The 18,138-nt window shown below is 58.3% G+C and carries 20 protein-coding genes; 13 read left to right on the top strand and 7 right to left on the bottom strand.

Translation table 11 applies throughout. The features are described from left to right. Positions 1-21 precede the first annotated feature (21 nt). The 4 genes from BMY44_RS08760 (at position 22) to BMY44_RS08745 (ending at position 3,467) form a co-directional block, all read left to right on the top strand. Positions 22-1,305 carry a lipoprotein-releasing ABC transporter permease subunit gene (locus BMY44_RS08760; protein WP_089992884.1) on the top strand — a complete coding sequence of 428 codons (1,284 nt, stop codon included), beginning with the start codon at positions 22-24 and terminating at the stop codon, positions 1,303-1,305. After that, on the top strand, positions 1,298-1,984 hold the full coding sequence (locus tag BMY44_RS08755) for an ABC transporter ATP-binding protein (RefSeq protein WP_089992881.1): 687 nt from the start codon (positions 1,298-1,300) through the stop codon (positions 1,982-1,984). The genes BMY44_RS08760 and BMY44_RS08755 overlap by 8 nt, the downstream gene beginning before the upstream one ends. A gap of 3 nt (positions 1,985-1,987) precedes the next feature. Continuing rightward, positions 1,988-2,968: an Ldh family oxidoreductase gene (locus tag BMY44_RS08750; protein ID WP_089992878.1), complete on the top strand. Its 981-nt coding sequence runs from the start codon at positions 1,988-1,990 to the stop codon at positions 2,966-2,968. Between the two features lie 106 nt (positions 2,969-3,074). After that, complete coding sequence (locus BMY44_RS08745; protein ID WP_089992875.1) at positions 3,075-3,467, top strand: c-type cytochrome; 393 nt, start codon at positions 3,075-3,077, stop codon at positions 3,465-3,467. Here BMY44_RS08745 and BMY44_RS08740 read toward each other — a convergent pair. Further along, positions 3,464-4,165, bottom strand: coding sequence for a DUF1194 domain-containing protein (locus BMY44_RS08740; protein WP_089992872.1), 702 nt, complete (start codon positions 4,163-4,165; stop codon positions 3,464-3,466). The two genes, BMY44_RS08745 and BMY44_RS08740, sit on opposite strands and share 4 nt — an antisense overlap. Before the next feature lie 120 nt (positions 4,166-4,285). Here BMY44_RS08740 and BMY44_RS08735 point away from each other — a divergent pair, with 120 nt between their 5' ends. Then, positions 4,286-4,927: a DUF3047 domain-containing protein gene (locus BMY44_RS08735; RefSeq protein ID WP_089992869.1), complete on the top strand. Its 642-nt coding sequence runs from the start codon at positions 4,286-4,288 to the stop codon at positions 4,925-4,927. Beyond that, positions 4,924-5,712, top strand: a complete 789-nt coding sequence (locus BMY44_RS08730; RefSeq protein ID WP_089992866.1) for a CE1 family esterase — start codon at positions 4,924-4,926, stop codon at positions 5,710-5,712. Before BMY44_RS08735 ends, BMY44_RS08730 begins: the two co-directional genes overlap by 4 nt. Before the next feature lie 6 nt (positions 5,713-5,718). Here BMY44_RS08730 and choV read toward each other — a convergent pair whose 3' ends face one another. The 3 genes from choV to BMY44_RS08715 form a co-directional block, all read right to left on the bottom strand. After that, complete coding sequence (gene choV / locus BMY44_RS08725; RefSeq protein ID WP_089992864.1) at positions 5,719-6,741, bottom strand: choline ABC transporter ATP-binding protein; 1,023 nt, start codon at positions 6,739-6,741, stop codon at positions 5,719-5,721. A 3-nt stretch (positions 6,742-6,744) separates the two neighbouring features. Beyond that, positions 6,745-7,575 (bottom strand): choline ABC transporter permease subunit, encoded by an 831-nt coding sequence (gene choW, locus BMY44_RS08720; RefSeq protein WP_089992861.1) that lies wholly within the window; start codon positions 7,573-7,575, stop codon positions 6,745-6,747. Positions 7,576-7,646: 71 nt separating this feature from the next. Continuing rightward, the gene (locus BMY44_RS08715; protein WP_089992859.1) at positions 7,647-8,573 is read right to left on the bottom strand and encodes a choline ABC transporter substrate-binding protein; all 927 of its coding nucleotides are present in this window, start codon (positions 8,571-8,573) and stop codon (positions 7,647-7,649) included. A 176-nt stretch (positions 8,574-8,749) separates the two neighbouring features. Between BMY44_RS08715 and BMY44_RS08710 the strand changes: the two genes are divergently transcribed. Further along, positions 8,750-9,145 (top strand): c-type cytochrome, encoded by a 396-nt coding sequence (locus BMY44_RS08710; RefSeq protein ID WP_089992856.1) that lies wholly within the window; start codon positions 8,750-8,752, stop codon positions 9,143-9,145. 96 nt (positions 9,146-9,241) lie between these two features. Here BMY44_RS08710 and parE read toward each other — a convergent pair whose 3' ends face one another. Further along, entirely contained in the window at positions 9,242-11,209 is a 1,968-nt protein-coding gene (gene parE, locus BMY44_RS08705) for a DNA topoisomerase IV subunit B (protein WP_089992852.1), read from the bottom strand. A gap of 233 nt (positions 11,210-11,442) precedes the next feature. Here parE and BMY44_RS08700 point away from each other — a divergent pair, with 233 nt between their 5' ends. Then, positions 11,443-12,150 carry a VPLPA-CTERM sorting domain-containing protein gene (locus BMY44_RS08700; protein ID WP_089992850.1) on the top strand — a complete coding sequence of 236 codons (708 nt, stop codon included), beginning with the start codon at positions 11,443-11,445 and terminating at the stop codon, positions 12,148-12,150. A 53-nt stretch (positions 12,151-12,203) separates the two neighbouring features. Here the strand turns inward: BMY44_RS08700 and BMY44_RS08695 are convergent, their stop codons facing one another. Beyond that, positions 12,204-13,481 (bottom strand): alpha/beta hydrolase family protein, encoded by a 1,278-nt coding sequence (locus BMY44_RS08695; RefSeq protein WP_089992847.1) that lies wholly within the window; start codon positions 13,479-13,481, stop codon positions 12,204-12,206. A gap of 100 nt (positions 13,482-13,581) precedes the next feature. Between BMY44_RS08695 and BMY44_RS08690 the strand changes: the two genes are divergently transcribed. From BMY44_RS08690 to BMY44_RS08680, 3 genes are read left to right on the top strand one after another with little or no spacing between them, the layout of a single operon-like run. Further along, positions 13,582-14,472 carry an NAD-dependent epimerase/dehydratase family protein gene (locus BMY44_RS08690; protein ID WP_089994713.1) on the top strand — a complete coding sequence of 297 codons (891 nt, stop codon included), beginning with the start codon at positions 13,582-13,584 and terminating at the stop codon, positions 14,470-14,472. After that, positions 14,465-15,385 (top strand): isopenicillin N synthase family dioxygenase, encoded by a 921-nt coding sequence (locus BMY44_RS08685; protein ID WP_089992844.1) that lies wholly within the window; start codon positions 14,465-14,467, stop codon positions 15,383-15,385. Before BMY44_RS08690 ends, BMY44_RS08685 begins: the two co-directional genes overlap by 8 nt. Beyond that, the gene (locus BMY44_RS08680; protein WP_089992842.1) at positions 15,382-15,864 is read left to right on the top strand and encodes a hypothetical protein; all 483 of its coding nucleotides are present in this window, start codon (positions 15,382-15,384) and stop codon (positions 15,862-15,864) included. The genes BMY44_RS08685 and BMY44_RS08680 overlap by 4 nt, the downstream gene beginning before the upstream one ends. On the opposite strand, the gene BMY44_RS08675 is transcribed toward BMY44_RS08680, so the two are convergent. Beyond that, entirely contained in the window at positions 15,861-16,508 is a 648-nt protein-coding gene (locus BMY44_RS08675; RefSeq protein ID WP_089992840.1) for a DUF2461 domain-containing protein, read from the bottom strand. The genes BMY44_RS08680 and BMY44_RS08675 overlap by 4 nt on opposite strands. Before the next feature lie 101 nt (positions 16,509-16,609). Between BMY44_RS08675 and BMY44_RS08670 the strand changes: the two genes are divergently transcribed. Together BMY44_RS08670 and BMY44_RS08665 are read left to right on the top strand one after the other, a co-directional pair. After that, positions 16,610-17,212, top strand: coding sequence for a DUF1007 family protein (locus BMY44_RS08670; RefSeq protein ID WP_242650507.1), 603 nt, complete (start codon positions 16,610-16,612; stop codon positions 17,210-17,212). Next, the gene (locus BMY44_RS08665; protein ID WP_089992836.1) at positions 17,203-18,093 is read left to right on the top strand and encodes a nickel/cobalt transporter; all 891 of its coding nucleotides are present in this window, start codon (positions 17,203-17,205) and stop codon (positions 18,091-18,093) included. The genes BMY44_RS08670 and BMY44_RS08665 overlap by 10 nt, the downstream gene beginning before the upstream one ends. Positions 18,094-18,138 lie beyond the last annotated feature (45 nt).

The following is an 18,138-nucleotide window of genomic DNA, read 5'->3' as shown; positions in this document are numbered from 1 at the left end:
AAGCAGTCAAGAAGGCCCGATATGGCAAACACCAGACCTTTCGCGAAATTCGAATGGATGATCGCGTGGCGCTATATTCGCGCGAAACGCGCCGAAGGCGGCGTCAGCGTCATGACGTGGATTTCCCTGATCGGAATCACGCTGGCGGTCTTTGCCCTGATCGTGACATTGGCCGTGCGTTCGGGTTTTCGTGCGGAATTTGTTGATACGATCCTGGGTGCCAATGCCCATGTGACGGTTTATAAACAGTCCGTCATCGAACAGACGGGGCAGGTGACCCGCCGCATTTCCGATTACGATGAATTGGCCGACCAGATAGAAGCCATTCCGGGCGTGACCCGGGCTGCGCCGCTGGTCAAACAGCAGGTCATGGCGAATTTCGGCAACCAGAATGCGGGCATCGAAATTTACGGCATTTCCTATGAGGACTTGCAAGGCATACCGCGCATCGCCGCCCCGCGCGAGAGCATGGGCCAGATTGAAAAATTCCAAGAGGGGATCGCGTTGGGATCCGTTGCAGCCCGTGATCTGGGCGTGACGATCGGGGACACGATCCGTGTCATATCACCGCAAGGCGCGTCGACCGCCATGGGCCGCACCCCACGTACCAATGCCTATGAAGTCGTCTATATCTTTACTGCCGGGCGTTACGACATCGATCGCACGCGCGCCTATCTGCCGATTGAGGATGCACAGTTCTTCTTCAACAAGGATTTCGTCGCGGACGAGATCGAGGTCATGGTCACTGATCCCGACGACATCGAAGCTTTTATCCCGTCGCTGCTTGATGCGGTGGGCGAGGGCGCTTTGCTGTGGACCTGGCGCGACAGTGCTGGGGCCTTTCTGCGCGCGCTGGCCATCGAGGACAACGTGATGTTTGTCATCATGTCCATCCTCGTCCTTATCGCGTCGATGAACATCATTTCCGGCCTGATCATGCTGGTGAAGAACAAGGGCAAAGATGTTGGCATTCTGCGCACCATGGGTTTGACCGAAGGGTCGATCTTGCGTGTCTTCTTTATCTGCGGTGCGGGTATCGGAACACTTGGCACGATCTTTGGCGTGATCTTTGGCGTCCTGTTCGTTGTGAATATCGACGCGATCTTTTCCTTTATTAATTACGTATCTGGCGGGGGCGTCTGGGATCCGTCGATCCGTGGCATCTATGAATTGCCTGCCGAGTTAAAGGGCGTTGATGTGCTGAAGTCTGTAGCACTGTCGCTAGGCTTGTCCTGGATCATCACGATCTTTCCGGCGCGTCGTGCGGCCCGCATGAACCCGGTCGAGGCGCTGCGTTATGAGTAATCCAACCTTGCAACTGACGGGCATCACGAAGGCCTACAACCACGGCAAGCCGAACGAGGTCAACGTTTTACAAGGCGTCGATCTGACGGTGGAAAAGGGCGAAATTGTTGCCCTTGTCGCCCCGTCCGGTGCCGGGAAATCCACCTTGCTGCATATCGCCGGTCTGCTGGACACGCCCGATAGCGGCACCGTCACGATCAACGGCGATGACATGACCGGCAAATCCGATAGCCGCCGCACGGCGATGCGCCGCGATGGTGTTGGGTTCATCTATCAGTTCCACCATTTGCTGCCGGAATTTACCGCCCTTGAAAACATCGTTTTGCCGCAGCTGGCAAACGGCATCGCGCAAAAAGAGGCAGAAGCCCGCGCGCTGGAATTGCTTGGCAATGTCGGCGTGGCAGAGCGGGCCGACCATCGCCCTGCTGCCCTGTCAGGTGGTGAACAGCAGCGTGTTGCATTTTGCCGTGCGCTGGCTAATCGTCCCACACTGCTTTTGGCTGATGAACCGACGGGCAACCTTGATCCCGGCACCTCTGATCGGGTCTTTGGAGCGCTGATGGATCTTGTGCGCGGCACCGGACTAGCCGCCGTTATTGCGACGCATAACCTTGAACTGGCTGCCCGTATGGACCGCACTGTGCATCTGACGGCAGGCAAGCTGACACATGGGGAATAGCTGATGCCAACAGTCACAACCGCAGAGATCGAAGACATATCCCACCGTGCCTTGGTTGCGCATGGTGCGGGCGAGATGCAGGCACAGGCGGTCGCCCGTGCCGTCGCGCGTGCCGAAGCCTTTGGTAATGTGATTTGCGGTCTCTATTACCTTGAAAGCTATTGCACACAACTGCGGTCGGGTCGCGTCAATGGCACAGTGACACCCGAGGTTAGCCGCCCAAGACCGGGCGCGGTGCTGGCTGATGCCGCATTCGGCTTTGCGCAACCCGCCTTTGCCGCCGCCTTGCCAGAGGCGCTGGACGCCGCACGCGAGAATGGTGTTGCAACCCTTGCTGTGGCGCATGCACACACCTGCACGTCACTTGGATATTTCACGGAGCAGATCGCGGATGCAGGGCTGATCGGCATCGGGTTTACGAACGCGTCACCCGTCGTGGCACCGCCGAACGGGAATGCTGCAGTCATCGGTACGAATCCCATCGCGATGTCCGTGCCAGGCGATGGTAAACTGGCGATGCATTTTGATTTTTCGACCTCTGCTGTTGCGCTTGGCAAAATCACCATGGCGAAGGCGGCCGGCGAGCCTATTCCCTTGGGCTGGGCCGTTGATTCCAATGGCCACCCCACGACCGACCCAGAATCCGCGCTGAAAGGCGCGCTTGTCAGTGCAGGCGGATACAAAGGTTGGGGTTTTGGTCTGATGGCCGAGTTGCTGGCGGCAGGCATGACGGGTTCGGTCAATTCGCTGGATGTCAGCGGACTGAAACTGCCTGATGGCAAACCCCATGATCTGGGGCAGTTCTATATCCTCATGGACCCCGGCACATATGGCGCGGATTTCGCAGCACGGTTTGAACGGGTGGCTGAGGCCGTTGCGGCGCAGGACGGAGCGCGCATTCCCGGTGCGGGCCGTCAGCCGATGGACCGCGTGGCGGTTCCGGAGGCACTGTGGACGCTTGTAACGGGACTGGCTGCCGCCTGATGGCAGGCAGGCCTGTTTTCGCCGACGGCGCGGGCGCATGATGTGGATCAAGGCTGGCCACGCGTCTGCGGCTATTCTAGCGTCAAAAGGAAACGGGAGCAGACTGATGAAAAACGCATTTCTTCTGTGCGGGCTGGTAGCGCTGACGGCTTGTATCGACGCGCCCGGCAATGTTGATGGTCGTAAGGAATATCTTGATAAATGTGCCGCTTGTCATGGCACCGATGCCAAGGGATCGGGTTCTTTCGGACGCAATCTGTTTGTCGAACCCCCTGATCTGACGACGCTGTCGCAGGACAACGGTGGAGTATTTCCGCGCACGGAAGTGATGAGCATCATCGACGGACTGCAGCGTGATCCCCACTTTAGCGGTGCGATGCCCGAATTCGGCGCTGGCGATCTGGGCGAGCTGGTCATTGTCGAAGAAGACGGGATTGGCACGCCGGTACCTGAAAAGCTGCTTGCCCTCACGGATTATCTGGAAAGCATTCAGAACTAGCGCGAGGCGAGGTCGTGTTCCGGCAGGATTCCCGCGATTTCAAGCACGAGCTTGCGTTGCACCGTCGCGGCAAAGCTGTCGCGGCTTTCAGCCGTTACCATGAACGCACCGGGGCCGCCGATGATGCGGTTGGCGTATTCTTCTTCAAGGTTGGCACCTGCGCGGCGACCGTCTTCGGGGCGCAGGATCGGCAGCGCGTTGATTGTGATTCCGGCGGCCAGCACCTCTTCACGGGCCAGCGCGATGGGCGGGCCGGATGAATTGCCAATGCTGTCGCCTGAAAAATCGATGACCTGACGAGGAGAGGTGATGTCGTTCTCTTCGATCAGCCGAAGCCCTTCGAGCAGCGCGCCACCAATGGCATTCCGGCCATAGACCTGCCGCGGTGGTCCGATCAGCGCATCCGCGAAAGCCTGTGCAGTTTGAGGGCTGTCGATGATCGTCCAGTCCACCACCACTGCCGTATTTGTCGCCCATTCCACGTAAGTGACGGCGATACTTCCGTAAAGTGATGTCTGGATTGCGGTCAGCACTTCGGGGTTTGTAATCGCGGCGGCGTAGCCTTGCCGCTGGAACACCAGTTCTTCGGCGTCAATGGACCCAGAGCCATCGGCGAGGAGGACAAGTTCTAACCCTGCCTCGCGCTGTTGCGCCTGTAACGGACCAGCAAGAAAAAGGAGCAAAACCAGAAATCGCATACGGAGATATTAGATCACGCACAGCCGTTGTCGATCTAACAAGCGCGTGAGCAGGCCAATTTGCTGGCACGTATTCGTGCAACCCCTGCTAGACCACATTCAAACAGCAGGAGATCACACATGCGCCTTGTTACCACCGCCGCCGTTTTGGCCGCCGTTCTCGCTCATCCGGCAATCGCAGGGCCGGTCAGTTTTGCATCGGGTTGGGCGGAACAGAGGCTGTCGCTTTTCTCGTCCAATGACTACAGCTTCGGTAATCAGCTTTCGATGGTCTCCAACGGGTCCGTGTCGATTGCGTGGACCCGTTTGCCACGCAGCGAATGGGCTGCCACCGGTGCCGCGTGGACATGGGCGGTCGAGCAATCCGTGCCCGCCACGAGCCTTGCGCAGAAGGGCGGGGACGACCGCAATATTGCGCTGTATTTCGTGTTTCTGCCAGAGAGCGCGGCAGAGGGTCTTGAAGGCGCGGGCATTCGCCAGCTTCTTGGCCGGTCCGACGTACGCACGCTGATCTATACATGGGGCGGCAACCACGGGCAGGGGCAGTTCATCCAGTCGCCCTATCTTCCGGGACAAGGTGTAACTGTCGCGCTGCGACAGGCCGGCACCGGCAGCCACAGCGAGAACGTCAATCTGGCACGCGACTATACGAATGCCTTTGGTGGCCAGCCAGGCGCGCTTGTCGGTCTTGCCGTATCGGGTGACAGTGATGACACATCGAGCGTCATCCGCGCCGCCATCAGTGGCTTGCGTTTGCAATGATGCGCTGGCTCCTGCTTAGTCTTTCGCTGCTGGCCGGACCGGTTGCGGCTTGTAGCGACCAGACTGACTGCGTGGTTGGCGATCGGATCTATCGCATTTCCGGTGTCGACAAGGCGGCCAATGGTGCGCTGGTCTTTGCCCACGGGTATCGCGGATCGGCGGCAGGTGTGATGCGCAATGGTGCGCTTAGACGGTTGGCCGACGAAATGGGCGTTGCGCTTGTCGGTCTTGAAGGCGTCAACGGGTCTTGGCAACTGCCCGGTCGCCCGCGCAACCGCAATGCGACCGGTGAGGTTGAGTTCGACTATGTCACTGACGTGCTTGCCGATGTCGAGACCCGGTTCGGGTTGAACCGCGACCGCACGGTTGCGACAGGTTTTTCGGCGGGCGGCATGCTGGTCTGGAACCTGGCCTGTTACAGATCGGACCTGTTTGCAGGCTACATTCCCATGTCGGGCACCTTTTGGGATCCTGTGCCGCAGACTTGCGCCGGACCTGTCGCGAATGTGGTCCACATCCACGGCACAAGCGACAAGACCGTCCCACTGTCGGGCCGCGCGATTGGTGATGGACGACAGGGCGACGTCATGGCAGCGCTAGAGATGTATCGCGACTTTGGTCAGTTTGGTCCAGCGACGGCGGATGAGGTCGATGGTGTGCTTTGCGAAATGTCCGCGAATGACGAGGGCAAGACCCTGTCCTATTGCCGCTTTGAGGGGGGGCATTCGTTTCGATTGAAGGATTTGCGTGTTGGCTGGGATATGCTTCTTGGCGCGCGCGAATAGAGGCGTCTAGCTGCGCGGATCCAACAATTTGGCGAGTATCCTGTCCTTTGTGATCTGCCCGATCAGTTTGCCGTTTTCAGAGACACCAACGATGGAGTCGCCGTCGCCGATCTGTTCCATCACGTCGCGGATATCCGTATCGGGCGCGACGATCACGTCCGGCGAACTGTTCAGCGGTTCTGCCACATCACGCGCGCACAGAACGCCAAGCGGGTTCATGTGGGCCACGAAATCCGCGACATACCCATTTGCAGGATTTGAATAGATCTCTTGCGGCGTGCCGCATTGCACGATCCGTCCGCCTTCCATGATGGCGATGCGGTTGCCGATCTTGAAAGCCTCATCAAGATCGTGGCTGACAAAGATGATCGTGCGTTTGAGTTTGGACTGCAAGTCAAGCAGTTCATCCTGCAACCGTGTGCGGATGAGGGGATCAAGTGCGGAAAACGGTTCGTCCATCAGCAGAATTGGCGCTTGTGTCACAAAGGCGCGGGCCAGACCGACACGCTGTTGCATCCCGCCTGACAATTCGTCCACTTTACGATCTGCCCAGTCTGACAGCTGTACCATGGCAAGCTGTTCGTCTACGCGAGTGGCACGTTCCGCAGGTGCCATTCCCGACAATTCCAGACCCAGCCCGACGTTGTCGCGTACCGTCCGCCATGGCAGAAGTCCGAACTGCTGGAACACCATCGCGATATGGTTCTGCCGCATCTTGCGCAGGACGGATGGCGCGGCCTCGGTGATGTTCACCATAGTGTCGCCGTTGTTCACCAGCACTGAGCCGCGCACCACAGGGTTCAGCCCGTTTACGGCCCGCAAAAGCGTTGATTTTCCTGACCCGGAAAGGCCCATCAGAACCAGTATTTCGCCCTCTGCGACCTCCAGCGCACAATCATGCACACCGAGCACCTGACCAGTCTTTTCTTTGACGCTGGCCCGGTCTTCGCCATCGTCCATGTACGGCAGCGCGCTTGCAGGTTTGTCCCCGAAGACAATGGAGACGTTATCGAAGATGACAGCCGCCATCGTCTAACGCTCGACCCGCAAGATGCGATCAAGCATGATCGCAAGCACGACGATGACAAAGCCCGACTCGAACCCCAGTGAGGTGTTCACCTGATTGAGGGCGCGCAGCACTGGTACGCCAAGACCGTCTGCCCCGACGAGTGCGGCGATGACGACCATCGACAAGGAAAGCATGATCGTCTGGTTCAGACCGGCCATGATTTGCGGGAGCGCATAGGGCAGTTCCACTTTGTAGAGCGTCTGCCATCCTGTGGCCCCGAAGGCCTGCGCGGCTTCAAGCAATGGTTTCGGGGTCGAGGCGACCCCAAGTTGCGTCAGCCGGATCGGAGCGGGCAGGACGAAGATCACCGTGGCGATCAGGCCGGGTACAAGCCCGATCCCGAAGAAGACGATCGCGGGGATCAGGTAAACAAATGTGGGCAAGGTCTGCATCAGGTCAAGCACGGGCCGGATAAGCCGAAAGAGGCGGGGGCGGTGCGCCATGGCAATGCCGATGGGTACGCCGATCGACATGCAGACGAGACAGGCGCTGAGAACGAGCGTGAGGCTTTCGGTTGTTTCTTCCCAATAGCCTTGGTTCATGATGAAGAGAAAACCCAAGAGCACGAAGACGCAGGTCAGGATACTGCGCTGCAGTGCCCACGTAATCGCGACAAATATGGCGATGATGATCAGAGGATGCGGTGTTTGCAGCACCCAGAGGATCGCATCGATCATAAATTCCATACTGTCTGACAGCCCGTCGAAAAAACCTTGGAATGTGGTCTGGAGCCATTCGAACACAGCAGCGGCAGCTTTGCCGACCGGGATCTTTGTTTCGTCATACCATGCCATTGAACCGCCCCTTGAAAAATGCGCGCTGCCCCGTGTCAGGGCAGCGCGCCGGTCATGTTGTTGTCAGCAGCCTAGAGGCCAAGCGCGGCCTTCACGGCACCCATGGCGTCGCCGCCATCCTGTGTTGTCACACCGTCAAGCCATCCGTCCAGAACGGCAGGGTTCGCCTTGAGCCATGCGCTGGCTGCATCCGCTGGATCGGCCCCGTCGTTCAGGATCGCGCCCATGATTTCGTTTTCCATGGCCAGTGAGAATTCGAGGTTTGTCAGCAGTTTGCCGACGTTTTCGCATTCGGCCACATATCCCGCCCGCGTGTTTGTAAAGACGGTCGCACCCCCCAGATCGGGTCCGAAGAAATCATCGCCGCCCGTCAGGTAGCCCATTTCAAAATTGGCATTCATCGGGTGCGGTTCCCAACCGAGGAAAACGATTGGTTCTTCGCGTCGCGTCGCGCGGTCCACCTGAGCAAGCATCCCCTGTTCAGAGCTTTCCGCAACTTCGAAACCGCCCAGACCGAAAGCATCGTCGTCAATCATCGACTGGATCAAGCGGTTGCCGTCGTTGCCGGGTTCGATGCCGTAGATCTTGTTTTCAAGCGCATCCGCATGCGTAGCGATATCGGAAAAATCGGCGATACCGAGATCCATCGCGGCCTTGTTCACAGCCAGTGTGTATTTCGCGCCTTCAAGGTTCGCGCGCACTGTGTCGACGGTGCCAGCATCACGATAAGAGGCGATATCGCCTTCCATGGTGGGCATCCAGTTGCCAAGAAACACGTCGATGTCACCGGCGGCCATGGATGTATAGGTGACGGGAACGGACAGCACCTTGATGTCGGTCTCGTAGCCCAGTGCGTCGAGAACGACGGTGGTTGCTGCGGTTGTCGCCGTGATGTCGGTCCAGCCGACGTCGGAGAACGTCACCTCTTCACAGGCGGCGGCTGCGCTGTTTGCGGCCGCGAGGAGCGCGAGGGTGGAAAGCGTTGTGCGAATTGTCATGAAAGTCTCCCTGGGTGTTTGGTCTTCATTATCGTCACGTTAACCCGTTTGTCGGGGCGGGGAAACTGCCATGCGCATCGTGGACAGTGCTGACCTTGGATACCGGTTGATCTGCGTCAATGAACCTTTTGTCCGCACCTCCTAGACTTGTGAGGAACCATCGAGGGAGTTGACCCATGCGTGCCTTACTTCTCGCCGGACTTTTGTGCCTGCCGCAGATGACTGCGGCACAGGATGCTGCTGCGGGGCAGTTGATTTACGAACGCAGTTGCATCACCTGCCATGGTGTTGCGGGGCAGGGCGATGGTCCGATGGTGGGCAATCTTCTGGTGCAACCTGCCGATCTGACGCAGCTGTCCAAAAGCAATGATGGCGTCTTTCCCATCGTGCGGGTGTTGTCACGCATCGACGGGCGCGATCCGCTGGTGAGCCACGGAAGCGACATGCCGATCTATGGCTGGTATTTCGAAGGCGAGTCCTACGTCATGCGCACCCCCGCCGGACAACCGATCCTGACAACTGTGCCGGTGGCCGATCTGGTGGCTTATCTGGAGACGTTTCAGGTGGAGTGACGACCGCCCGGGCGTGAGTGCGCGCCGGGATGGACGGGCACGGCCCGATGAAGCCATGCGACCGTGTTTTAACCCCGGCTGGGGCCTATCTGAGGGTCAAACATCCAGTTCTTCAACAAACTGTGCGTTTTCCTGAATGTACTGAAACCGCAGTTCGGGCTTTTTCCCCATCAATCGCTCGACCAGATCGCCGGTTTCGCCGGGGAATTCGTCGCCGACTGTGACCCGGATCAGTTTGCGGGTTTTGGGGTCCATCGTGGTTTCCTTCAGATCCTTGGCGTCCATCTCGCCCAGACCCTTGAAGCGTTGCACGTCGATCTTGCCCTTGCCGCCAAGGCCCTTGGCCAGCACGGCCTCTTTCTCGCGATCGTCAGCGACGTAGACGCGCTTGGCCCCTTGCGTCAGCCGGTACAGCGGCGGGCAGGCGAGGTAGAGGTGCCCTTGATCGATCAGGGGGCGCATTTGGGTAAAGAAGAACGTCATGAGGAGCGAGGCGATATGCGCCCCGTCCACGTCGGCGTCTGTCATGATGATGATCTTGTCATAGCGCAGGTCTTCGACGTTGAACTTGCTGCCAAGCCCGACGCCAAGTGCTTCGCACAGATCGCGGATTTCCTGGTTCGTCGTCAGCTTGTTCGACGCAGCCCCAAGAACGTTCAGGATCTTGCCCTTGAGCGGTAGCAATGCTTGATTCTCGCGGTTGCGCGCGCCTTTGCCGGACCCGCCGGCAGAGTCCCCTTCGACGATGAAAAGTTCGGTGCCCGCACGATCTTTTGACGTGCAGTCCGTCAGCTTGCCGGGCAGCCGCAGTTTCTTTGTCGCCGATTTGCGGGCGGTTTCCTTTTCCTGCTTGCGGCGCATCCGTTCTTCGGCGCGCAGGATCAGGAAATCGAGGATCGCACCGGCAGATTTTGTGTCCGCAGCAAGCCAGTTGTCAAAGTGGTCGCGCACCGCAAGATCAACCATGCGTTGCGCTTCTGTCGTGGCCAGCCGGTCCTTTGTCTGTCCGACGAATTCCGGTTCACGGATGAAACAGGACACAAGGGCGCAGCCGCCGGTTGTCAGGTCTTCGCGCGTGATTGTCGCGGCCTTCTTGTTGTTGGTCAGTTCGCCGTAGGCCTTGATGCCCTTCAGCACCGCGTTCCAGAACCCGATTTCATGGGTGCCGCCTTCGGGGGTGGGCACCGTGTTACAGTAGGATTGAATGAATCCGTCGCGCGTAGGGGTCCAGTTGATCGCCCATTCAACCTTGCCGGGGACGTTGAATTTCTCTTTGAAATCGACGGTGCCTGCGAAAGGCGCATCGGCATAGGTGGTCGACCCGTTCAGCGTTTCATTCAGGTAATCCGATAGACCGCCCGGGAATTTGAATGTCGCCTCGGGTGGCGTGTCGCCGTCTTCGATCGCGGTTTTCCAGCGAATTTCGACGCCCGAGAAAAGATAGGCCTTGGAACGGGCCATCTGGAAAAGCCGCTTGGGTTTCAGTGTCAGCCCGCCGAAAATCTCCGGGTCAGGGTGGAAGGTGACGGACGTGCCGCGCCGGTTGGGGGCCGCGCCGATCTTGGCAAGCGGGGCCTTTGGTTCGCCGCGCGAAAACTCCATCATGTAGAGTTCCTTGTTGCGTGCCACCTCGACCCGCAGATGATCCGACAGGGCATTTACAACCGAGGAGCCGACCCCGTGGAGACCGCCGGATGTTTCGTAAGAGTCGCCCGAGAACTTGCCACCTGCGTTCAGCGTGCAGAAAATGATTTCGAGCGCGGATTTGTCCGGTTCGTTCGGGTGCGGGTCCGTGGGAATCCCGCGTCCGTTGTCGCGCACGGTTACATGCCCGTTTTCGTGCAGTTCGATTTCAATCCATGTGGCGTGGCCCGCGACCGCTTCGTCCATGGAGTTGTCCACGATTTCTGCGACCATGTGGTGCAGCGCCCGTTCGTCCTTGCCGCCGATGTACATGCCGGGGCGCAACCGCACATGTTCCATGTCCTTGAGGACCTGGATCGAGGACGCATCATAGGTTGACGATTTCTTCGGGGACTCTGCGGATGTCAGAAGGTCGGCCATGCGTGCTGCTCTTTTCTTTGGTTTTGCGCATTATGGCAGGGCACTTCCCGAATCGGAAGCGGGAAGTCGGCTGGCACGACGCTGTTCAAACTCGTCGATTGTCGCCAGAAGCGAAACAATAACCCCGATTTCTGCTCAAATACTGTGATTTTCACCGATGATTGGGGGCCTGTCCCATAGACGCGGACCCATGCCGGCTGATAAGTTAACAAAGTATTAAGGGGAATAGTAATATGTTAATAAAGACAATGATGGCGGGCGCGATTGCGCTTGCAGCCACAGCAACGACCTCCACAGCAGCAACGTTTGATTTTGTTTCGATCGCGAACGCATACGATGGGTTGGCAGATTCCGGCAACTCGCGTCATGAAGCAGAATTCGACACGCTGAACGCATTCAATTCGTCGCTGTTCACAGTCGATGGAATTACGATCAGCGACATGACCGCGGGCTATACCAGCGGCAATTACGCTGAAGCGTTTTTTGACAAAACAGACGGCAGCGGACCTGCAGGTTTGGGTGTTTGTCACACTGTAACGCCACAAGATGCAAGCGGATGTTCGACAGCTGGTGGTACAGGCACTGATGCCGGTGACGACAACGTCACCATGGGCGAGTCTGTGGTGATTGTGTTTGATCAGGCTGTGTCGGTAATGGATCTGGTGTTTTACAACGGAACCCACAAGTTGCTGAATGGGGCAGTTGAGATCAACGGACTGAATATCAATGTCGCAGGCGGTGTTCTGACTGCTGCCGATTACCTCAATATCAACGCGAACAGCTTGTTTGCTCCCAACCAGGTGTCATTCGCGAATAATGGGTCCGAGTTCTACGTCGGTCGCATCGACGTGACGGCTGTTCCATTGCCAGCGTCTGCCCTGCTTCTTCTCATGGGGCTCGGTGGTCTTGGCGCGATGAAGCGTCGTCGCAAAGCCGCTTGAGACTAGCGCATTTGTAAATCGAAGCGGCACCCGGTTGGGTGCCGTTTTTCGTTTCAGCGTGCGTTTTCCAGCGTTTCAAACCGCAAACCCGCAGCGGTGCGGTTCGGGAAACCTTCCCAATACGTGTGCCCATCGGTCGGAACCCCTGCATCATCCACCGCCCAGACCCCGTCACGCGCATTTTCGGTCAGTTCAAAGTAGCTGCCCGTATCCGCACCCTTCAGATGCATGTCGAGGTAAGCGGTGATGAAATGCACAGAGATATTATTCATGCGCACGTTGTCCCACACTGCATCCGCGTAATGTTCAAACGGTGAAAACCCGAGTGCTTCGGAGTAGAAATAGCTTTCGGCCGGTGCCGGCATCGGCGCGCCTGCGTTGTGGTTTGCATCATTGAACGTCAGAAGGTGGCGGGTCGTGTTCGTCAGGCCGGTGAAAATGTCGCGCATGTTGTCATAGACCGACACGTCGTCGATGCTGCCTGCAATCATCAGAACCGGCTTTTCGACCCCGGCCAGTCCGTTCGCATCCCAGAACCCAGTATTCATGCCCCAGGGTCCGAAGGCGACGATCGCCTTGACCCTATCGTCCACAAGGCTTGCATGGCTGTTCGATCCCGCAAGATTGCGTTCCAAGAGGCCCTGCGGTGCCCCCCATTCGTAGGTTGTGCTGATTTCGGTTACGCCAGCGCCAGCATAGATCAGTGCGCCATAGCCGCCCATCGAATAGCCAATCACGGCGCTGTTTTCGGCGTCGATAACTGCGCCAAGCTCGTCATCCAGTGCTTCGAGGCTATCGATGACAAACCGCTGGTCCCAAGGCCGGTTCACAAGGGTCGAACCAAAGGCCCCGAGATCGGAATAGATGCTGTCTGCATGGTCGATGGATGCAACGACGTAACCCTTGGAAGCGAGGTTTTCACCAAGGTGCGACAACAGGAACCGGTTGCCGGGATACCCATGCGAGATGATCACAAGAGGATAGCGCGCATCTGCAGGTGCCGCGTCACGCGCAGCGCTGCCGGTCAGTGTTGCGGTCGTTGTGCCATCGCGCAGAAACGCTGTGTAGGTCCCGCCCGGTGTCGTGCCTGCCGAAGCCGGATACCAGACTTCGACCGTCAGGGTCCGGTCATAGGTGGGAATATCGCCTATAGCCTCGGTCCGGGCCACGTCGATCTGGTCGGGATTGGTAAAGGTCATCGTGCGCACGCCGATGGGGTTGTCACCAAAGGCCGCCAGTGCTGGCGCATCGGGCCGGATCGTATCAATCCGGTTTTCAGCGCTTGCGGTGCTGGCAAGGGCGATGGTCGCTGCGGTCATGGCATGGCGCATGTGTCTCTCCTTCAATCAATGGTTGAAAGCTAGCACGTATAAACGACTTGTCGCCCATGTTCATGACGCTAGGCTGGTCTTTGCAAATCGGGAGGACATGATGCGCGTATTTTTCACAGGCGGCAGCGGGAAAGCGGGACAACATGCGATCCGCCATCTTCAGGAGCAGGGGCATACGGTCATCAACGCGGATCAGGTGCCATCGGGTCTGGATTGCAGCGAGCTGCTGATCGACCTTTGCGACTCCGGACAGGTCATCGGTGCGATGTCGCAGTTCGCCGATTTTCACGAGCTTGATGCAGGGACTGGCGTGCCGACCTATGATGCTGTCGTGCATTTTGCCGCCATTCCCCGCGTCATGATTGGGTCGGACGGTGAGTGTTTTCGCCAGAACACCCTGTCCACCTACAACGTCATCGAGGCCGCGACGAAGCTGGGGATTCCCAAGATCGTCTTTGCCAGTTCAGAGACCACCTACGGCGTGTGTTTTGCCGATGGCGAGTTGAAGCCAGCTTATGTTCCTATTGATGAGGATCACCCGACCGTTCCTCATGACAGTTATGCCATGTCCAAGGTCTGCAATGAGGTCACGGGGCGGTCGTTTCAGGCGCGATCGGGTGCGGACATCTATGCGTTGCGTATCAACAACGTCATTGAACCGCATGAATACGAAGAGAATTTCCCTGCCTTCATGAAAAACCCCGCCAGCCGTCGCCGCAATATTTTTGCCTATATCGACGCGCGCGATCTAGGTCATATGGTCGATTGCTGTCTGAAAACGGATGGCTTGGGTTACGAGGTTTTTAACGTCGCCAATGACGATATGTCCGTCAATATCACCAGCGACGAAGTTATTGCGCAATTCTATCAGGGCGTCCCTGTCAAACGCGAGATGCGGCCAGACGAGACGTTCTATGCCAACGACAAGGCCAAACACTTGATGGGCTTTGCCCCGAAGCATTCCTGGCGCGAGGTCCTTGGCGATGTTTGAGCGTTTTGATCTTGCCGCATTCGAGGCAGATTCAACAGACGCAACCGCAGTGGACCGGATCTGCCGCGAGACGGGCTTTCTGATCCTGCAAGGTCATGGTGTGCCGCAACAGGTGATTGCAGATATGCAGGCAGCCGTGACAGCATTTTTCGCCCAAGACGCCGCCGCGAAAGAGCAGGTGCGCGCGCCGTATCCCGGGTACCCTTACGGCTATATCGGCCCCCAGATGGAAGCGCTGGCTGCATCGCAGGGCGAGGAGACACCGCCGGATTTGAAGGAAAGCTTCAATGGCGGCCCTTTACGTGTCCCTGCGAATGCGTCGGCAGATGCGCTTGCTTTCTGTTACCAGCCGACGCTTTGGCCTGACCTTCCGGGCTTTCGGCCTGCGTGGGAGGCCTATTACGCCGCGATGGAGGATCTGGCTACGCGCGTGATGCGTGTATTTGCGGTCGCCCTTGGCAAAGCTCCGGATTTCTTTGCGCCATATATCGGAGAGCCGATATCTGCTTTGCGGGCACTGCACTATCCGCCGACCCAAGGTGTGCCGCTGGACAATCAGCAGCGCGCCGGCGCCCATACCGATTATGGATCGCTGACGATCCTCTTGCCGCAGCCGGGTAGTCAGGGACTAGAAGCGCGTGCCCCGAACGGCGATTGGGTTGCTGTTCCGGCACCCGCAGATGCCTTTGTGATCAATATCGGTGATCTGATGGCCCGATGGACGGCGGACCGCTGGGTCAGCACCCTGCACCGTGTGGTTGCCAAGCCGCATCAGCCCGCGCGTCAATCGCTTGCTTTCTTCCATCAACCCGACTGGGACGCCGAAATCGTGCCGTTGGATGGGTCCGATAGCTATGCGCCAGTACGGTCCGGTCCATATCTGATGGACAAGTTCAAAAGCACTGGCGCATGATTGCGGCGGCTTCTTTGCCGGATCATGCCCTATTGCGACGCTATGCCGATCGCGCCGATTGTTTCACCGATTGCTATGTTGCCGACATCGGAAGGCCGGTCGAACTTGGCACCTACCTGTGTGCGTTCTACGCGACATGGGTCTTTGCACCGGAAAAGGCACTGCTGCGGGTAGTGTTGGGACGTCCGGCGCGCGATTTCGATGTCATGCCGCTGGCCTTGGGCGAATCTGACAGGTTCGCCGCTTGGGATGTAGAAGAGCGGGCTGAAGGGCAGGTCTTGTTGTGCGATCTCAGCGGACGGACGCGGTCTTGGTTCATGGTGGATGGCACGCAGGTCTATTTCGGGTCCGCTGTCGTGCCGCCGTATGAAGGTGCGGACTTGGGCCGCGTGTTCAGGGCCTTGCTGGGCTTTCATCATGTTTATTCCCGCGCTCTTTTGCGGGCGGCGGTCGCGCGGCTGCGCGCAATGTCGCGCTAGGCTTCTACGATCTGGATCAGCAGGTTGTTCAGCGGCCAAAGTGCTGCAAAGGCGGCCAGAACATCGGTTTCGACCGTCGCGGTCTGCCCCAATTCTCTGCTGGCAACGCATCCTTTCATGCGCAACAGATCGCCCGCAGGGTGATCCTTGTCGTAACCTGATGGCACACGTTTGAGCGCCGGTTCACGCAACGTGAACTGATCCGCCTTCAATCGCTCGACGATCTTGAGGATGCGTTTCTGATCCTGATCCACAAACAGCCGCCAGTTTTCCAAGGTGGGTTTTTCAAAGGACATGATGCCGCCCCCGGCGCTGACATAGTCTTGACCGATGCCAAAGAAAAAGGCCACGTCCTGCAGTCCTTCTGTCTTGGCCATCCAGATCATGTGCAGATGGGTGTTGAAAGGTGTCTTGTCTTTGGAAAAACGCACGTCCCGATGCGCGCGGAACAGCTTTCCTGTGACGGGAAGACCGCTAAGGTCGGCAATCTCTGGTGTGAGCCGTTCGATCAATGACAGTGCCGGTGCCTTCAGCTGTGTGTCGTATGTATCCTTGTGCGCGCCCCACCATTCACGGTTGTTGTTTTTGGCAAGCGTGCTGTGGAATTTGCGGGCATCGGTGATGAGCGTGGCAAAATCTGGCAAGGGACACCTTTCGGGCTGCGTATTCGATTGAAACCGGGCCCACTGTGTCTATTTTCCATCCAATGCGGGGAATCAGACATATCTTCTTGGCTGCGGGCATTATGACGCCGGCTACAGGTCTGGCGCATCCGCATTTGTTTGTCGAGACCGCGCTGACCATCCTGTATGAAGGAGATATCCCCGTTGGCGTGCAGGTCGAGTGGATTTATGATGATTTCTTTTCGCTCTTACTAACGTCCGATCTGGGCATTGATCTGGACGGCGATCTTGCGCTTTCCGCTGAAGAAGAAGCTGTCCTTGATGCGGCTGTGACTGCGTGGCCAGAGGGGTTCGCTGGTGATCTGGAAGTGCGCCAGAACGGTGAACTTGTACCCCTCGGAGACAAGACGGATCACACAATGTCTTATGAAGCGGGTATTGTGCGCGAAACCCATGTGCGCCCGCTGCCCCAATTGAATGACCCGAATATCACGCTGCAAGCCTTTGATCCATTTTACTATATTGCCTATGACCTGACGCAGCCCGTGCAGATCATCGGCCGCACTGATTGTGACGTTGCCGTATTTCCCGCTGATCTGGATGCGGCCCGCGCGCTGGTCGCTGATCTGCTGGATGGACTTGCCCCCGAGGATGTCGGGCCTGACGAACCGTTTCCCGAGGTCGGCAGCGAATTTGCCGACAAGGTCAGTGTGACATGCGGCTGACCGGTCTGATGTTTCTTGCCGTTCTAACTGTGCTGGCGCTGTGGCTTTGGGGCCTTGGCGGTGCTGACGTTGTGTCGCGCTGGGCGGCTGACATGCAGCGCGTTGCGCAGAATGCGATGGCGGGCGCATTGCGGGCGCTGCGGGCCAATGAACCCGGTGCACTGGCAAGTCTGTGGGGCCTGTGTTTTGCCTACGGGTTCGTTCACGCGGCGGGACCGGGTCACGGCAAGCTGATCATTGGCGGCTACGGCGTTGGTGCCCGTGTTCCGCTGAAACGGTTAAGCCTTCTGGCACTGGGGTCATCCCTTGCACAGGCGCTGACGGCTGTCGTTTTCGTTTATGCAGCAGTGCTGGTGCTCGGTTGGACACGGCAGCAGGTGGCTGGCACGGCGAATCAAATCATGGCCCCTTTGAGTTATGCATTGATCGGGCTGATTGGCCTTTGGCTCATGTGGCGCGGTATCAAGGCATGGCGCACACAACCCGCGCACGATCATGCGGGCGGCCATTGCAGCACTTGCGGTCATGCCCACGGGCCGACATTGGCGCAGGCTGAAGCGGTGGCGGGCTGGCGCGAAGCCTTGTCTGTCATTGGGGCGATTGCGATCCGCCCCTGCACCGGTGCCATCTTTTTGTTGATTCTGACGTGGCGGCTGGGGCTTGATTGGGCGGGGATTGTCGGCACCTTCGTTATGGGTCTTGGCACGGCCAGTATTACCGTCATCGTCGCCGTCGCAGCCGTTGGCTTGCGCGAAAGTGCGCTGGCGCAGTTAGCTGGCAGCCCGCAGACTGCGCGGGTCATGGCCATAGCCCAGTTGGGGGCGGGGCTGATCGTTGCTGTTCTGGCCGGACAGCTGATGCTGCGCGGTCTGGCAGTTTAGCGCAGCGATCCGTCTGGACCCGGCTTGCGAAGACGCCTAAGGCTG

The organism is Cognatiyoonia koreensis (assembly GCF_900109295.1).
In the GTDB taxonomy this organism is placed as follows: Bacteria; Pseudomonadota; Alphaproteobacteria; order Rhodobacterales; family Rhodobacteraceae; genus Cognatiyoonia; species Cognatiyoonia koreensis.
This window is presented reverse-complemented; position numbering and strand designations above follow the sequence as displayed.

Excerpts from the sequence above, each read along its gene's own strand:
- BMY44_RS08730 (WP_089992866.1), top strand. The coding sequence starts at position 4,924 with ATGATGCGCTGGCTCCTGCTTAGTCTTTCGCTGCTGGCCGGACCGGTT.
- choV (WP_089992864.1), bottom strand. The coding sequence starts at position 6,741 with ATGGCGGCTGTCATCTTCGATAACGTCTCCATTGTCTTCGGGGACAAA.
- BMY44_RS08735 (WP_089992869.1), top strand. The coding sequence starts at position 4,286 with ATGCGCCTTGTTACCACCGCCGCCGTTTTGGCCGCCGTTCTCGCTCAT.
- choW (WP_089992861.1), bottom strand. The coding sequence starts at position 7,575 with ATGGCATGGTATGACGAAACAAAGATCCCGGTCGGCAAAGCTGCCGCT.
- parE (WP_089992852.1), bottom strand. The coding sequence starts at position 11,209 with ATGGCCGACCTTCTGACATCCGCAGAGTCCCCGAAGAAATCGTCAACC.
- BMY44_RS08685 (WP_089992844.1), top strand. The coding sequence starts at position 14,465 with ATGTTTGAGCGTTTTGATCTTGCCGCATTCGAGGCAGATTCAACAGAC.
- BMY44_RS08760 (WP_089992884.1), top strand. The coding sequence starts at position 22 with ATGGCAAACACCAGACCTTTCGCGAAATTCGAATGGATGATCGCGTGG.
- BMY44_RS08670 (WP_242650507.1), top strand. The coding sequence starts at position 16,610 with ATGACGCCGGCTACAGGTCTGGCGCATCCGCATTTGTTTGTCGAGACC.
- BMY44_RS08680 (WP_089992842.1), top strand. The coding sequence starts at position 15,382 with ATGATTGCGGCGGCTTCTTTGCCGGATCATGCCCTATTGCGACGCTAT.
- BMY44_RS08715 (WP_089992859.1), bottom strand. The coding sequence starts at position 8,573 with ATGACAATTCGCACAACGCTTTCCACCCTCGCGCTCCTCGCGGCCGCA.
- BMY44_RS08750 (WP_089992878.1), top strand. The coding sequence starts at position 1,988 with ATGCCAACAGTCACAACCGCAGAGATCGAAGACATATCCCACCGTGCC.
- BMY44_RS08745 (WP_089992875.1), top strand. The coding sequence starts at position 3,075 with ATGAAAAACGCATTTCTTCTGTGCGGGCTGGTAGCGCTGACGGCTTGT.
- BMY44_RS08700 (WP_089992850.1), top strand. The coding sequence starts at position 11,443 with ATGTTAATAAAGACAATGATGGCGGGCGCGATTGCGCTTGCAGCCACA.
- BMY44_RS08665 (WP_089992836.1), top strand. The coding sequence starts at position 17,203 with ATGCGGCTGACCGGTCTGATGTTTCTTGCCGTTCTAACTGTGCTGGCG.
- BMY44_RS08710 (WP_089992856.1), top strand. The coding sequence starts at position 8,750 with ATGCGTGCCTTACTTCTCGCCGGACTTTTGTGCCTGCCGCAGATGACT.
- BMY44_RS08740 (WP_089992872.1), bottom strand. The coding sequence starts at position 4,165 with ATGCGATTTCTGGTTTTGCTCCTTTTTCTTGCTGGTCCGTTACAGGCG.
- BMY44_RS08695 (WP_089992847.1), bottom strand. The coding sequence starts at position 13,481 with ATGCGCCATGCCATGACCGCAGCGACCATCGCCCTTGCCAGCACCGCA.
- BMY44_RS08690 (WP_089994713.1), top strand. The coding sequence starts at position 13,582 with ATGCGCGTATTTTTCACAGGCGGCAGCGGGAAAGCGGGACAACATGCG.
- BMY44_RS08755 (WP_089992881.1), top strand. The coding sequence starts at position 1,298 with ATGAGTAATCCAACCTTGCAACTGACGGGCATCACGAAGGCCTACAAC.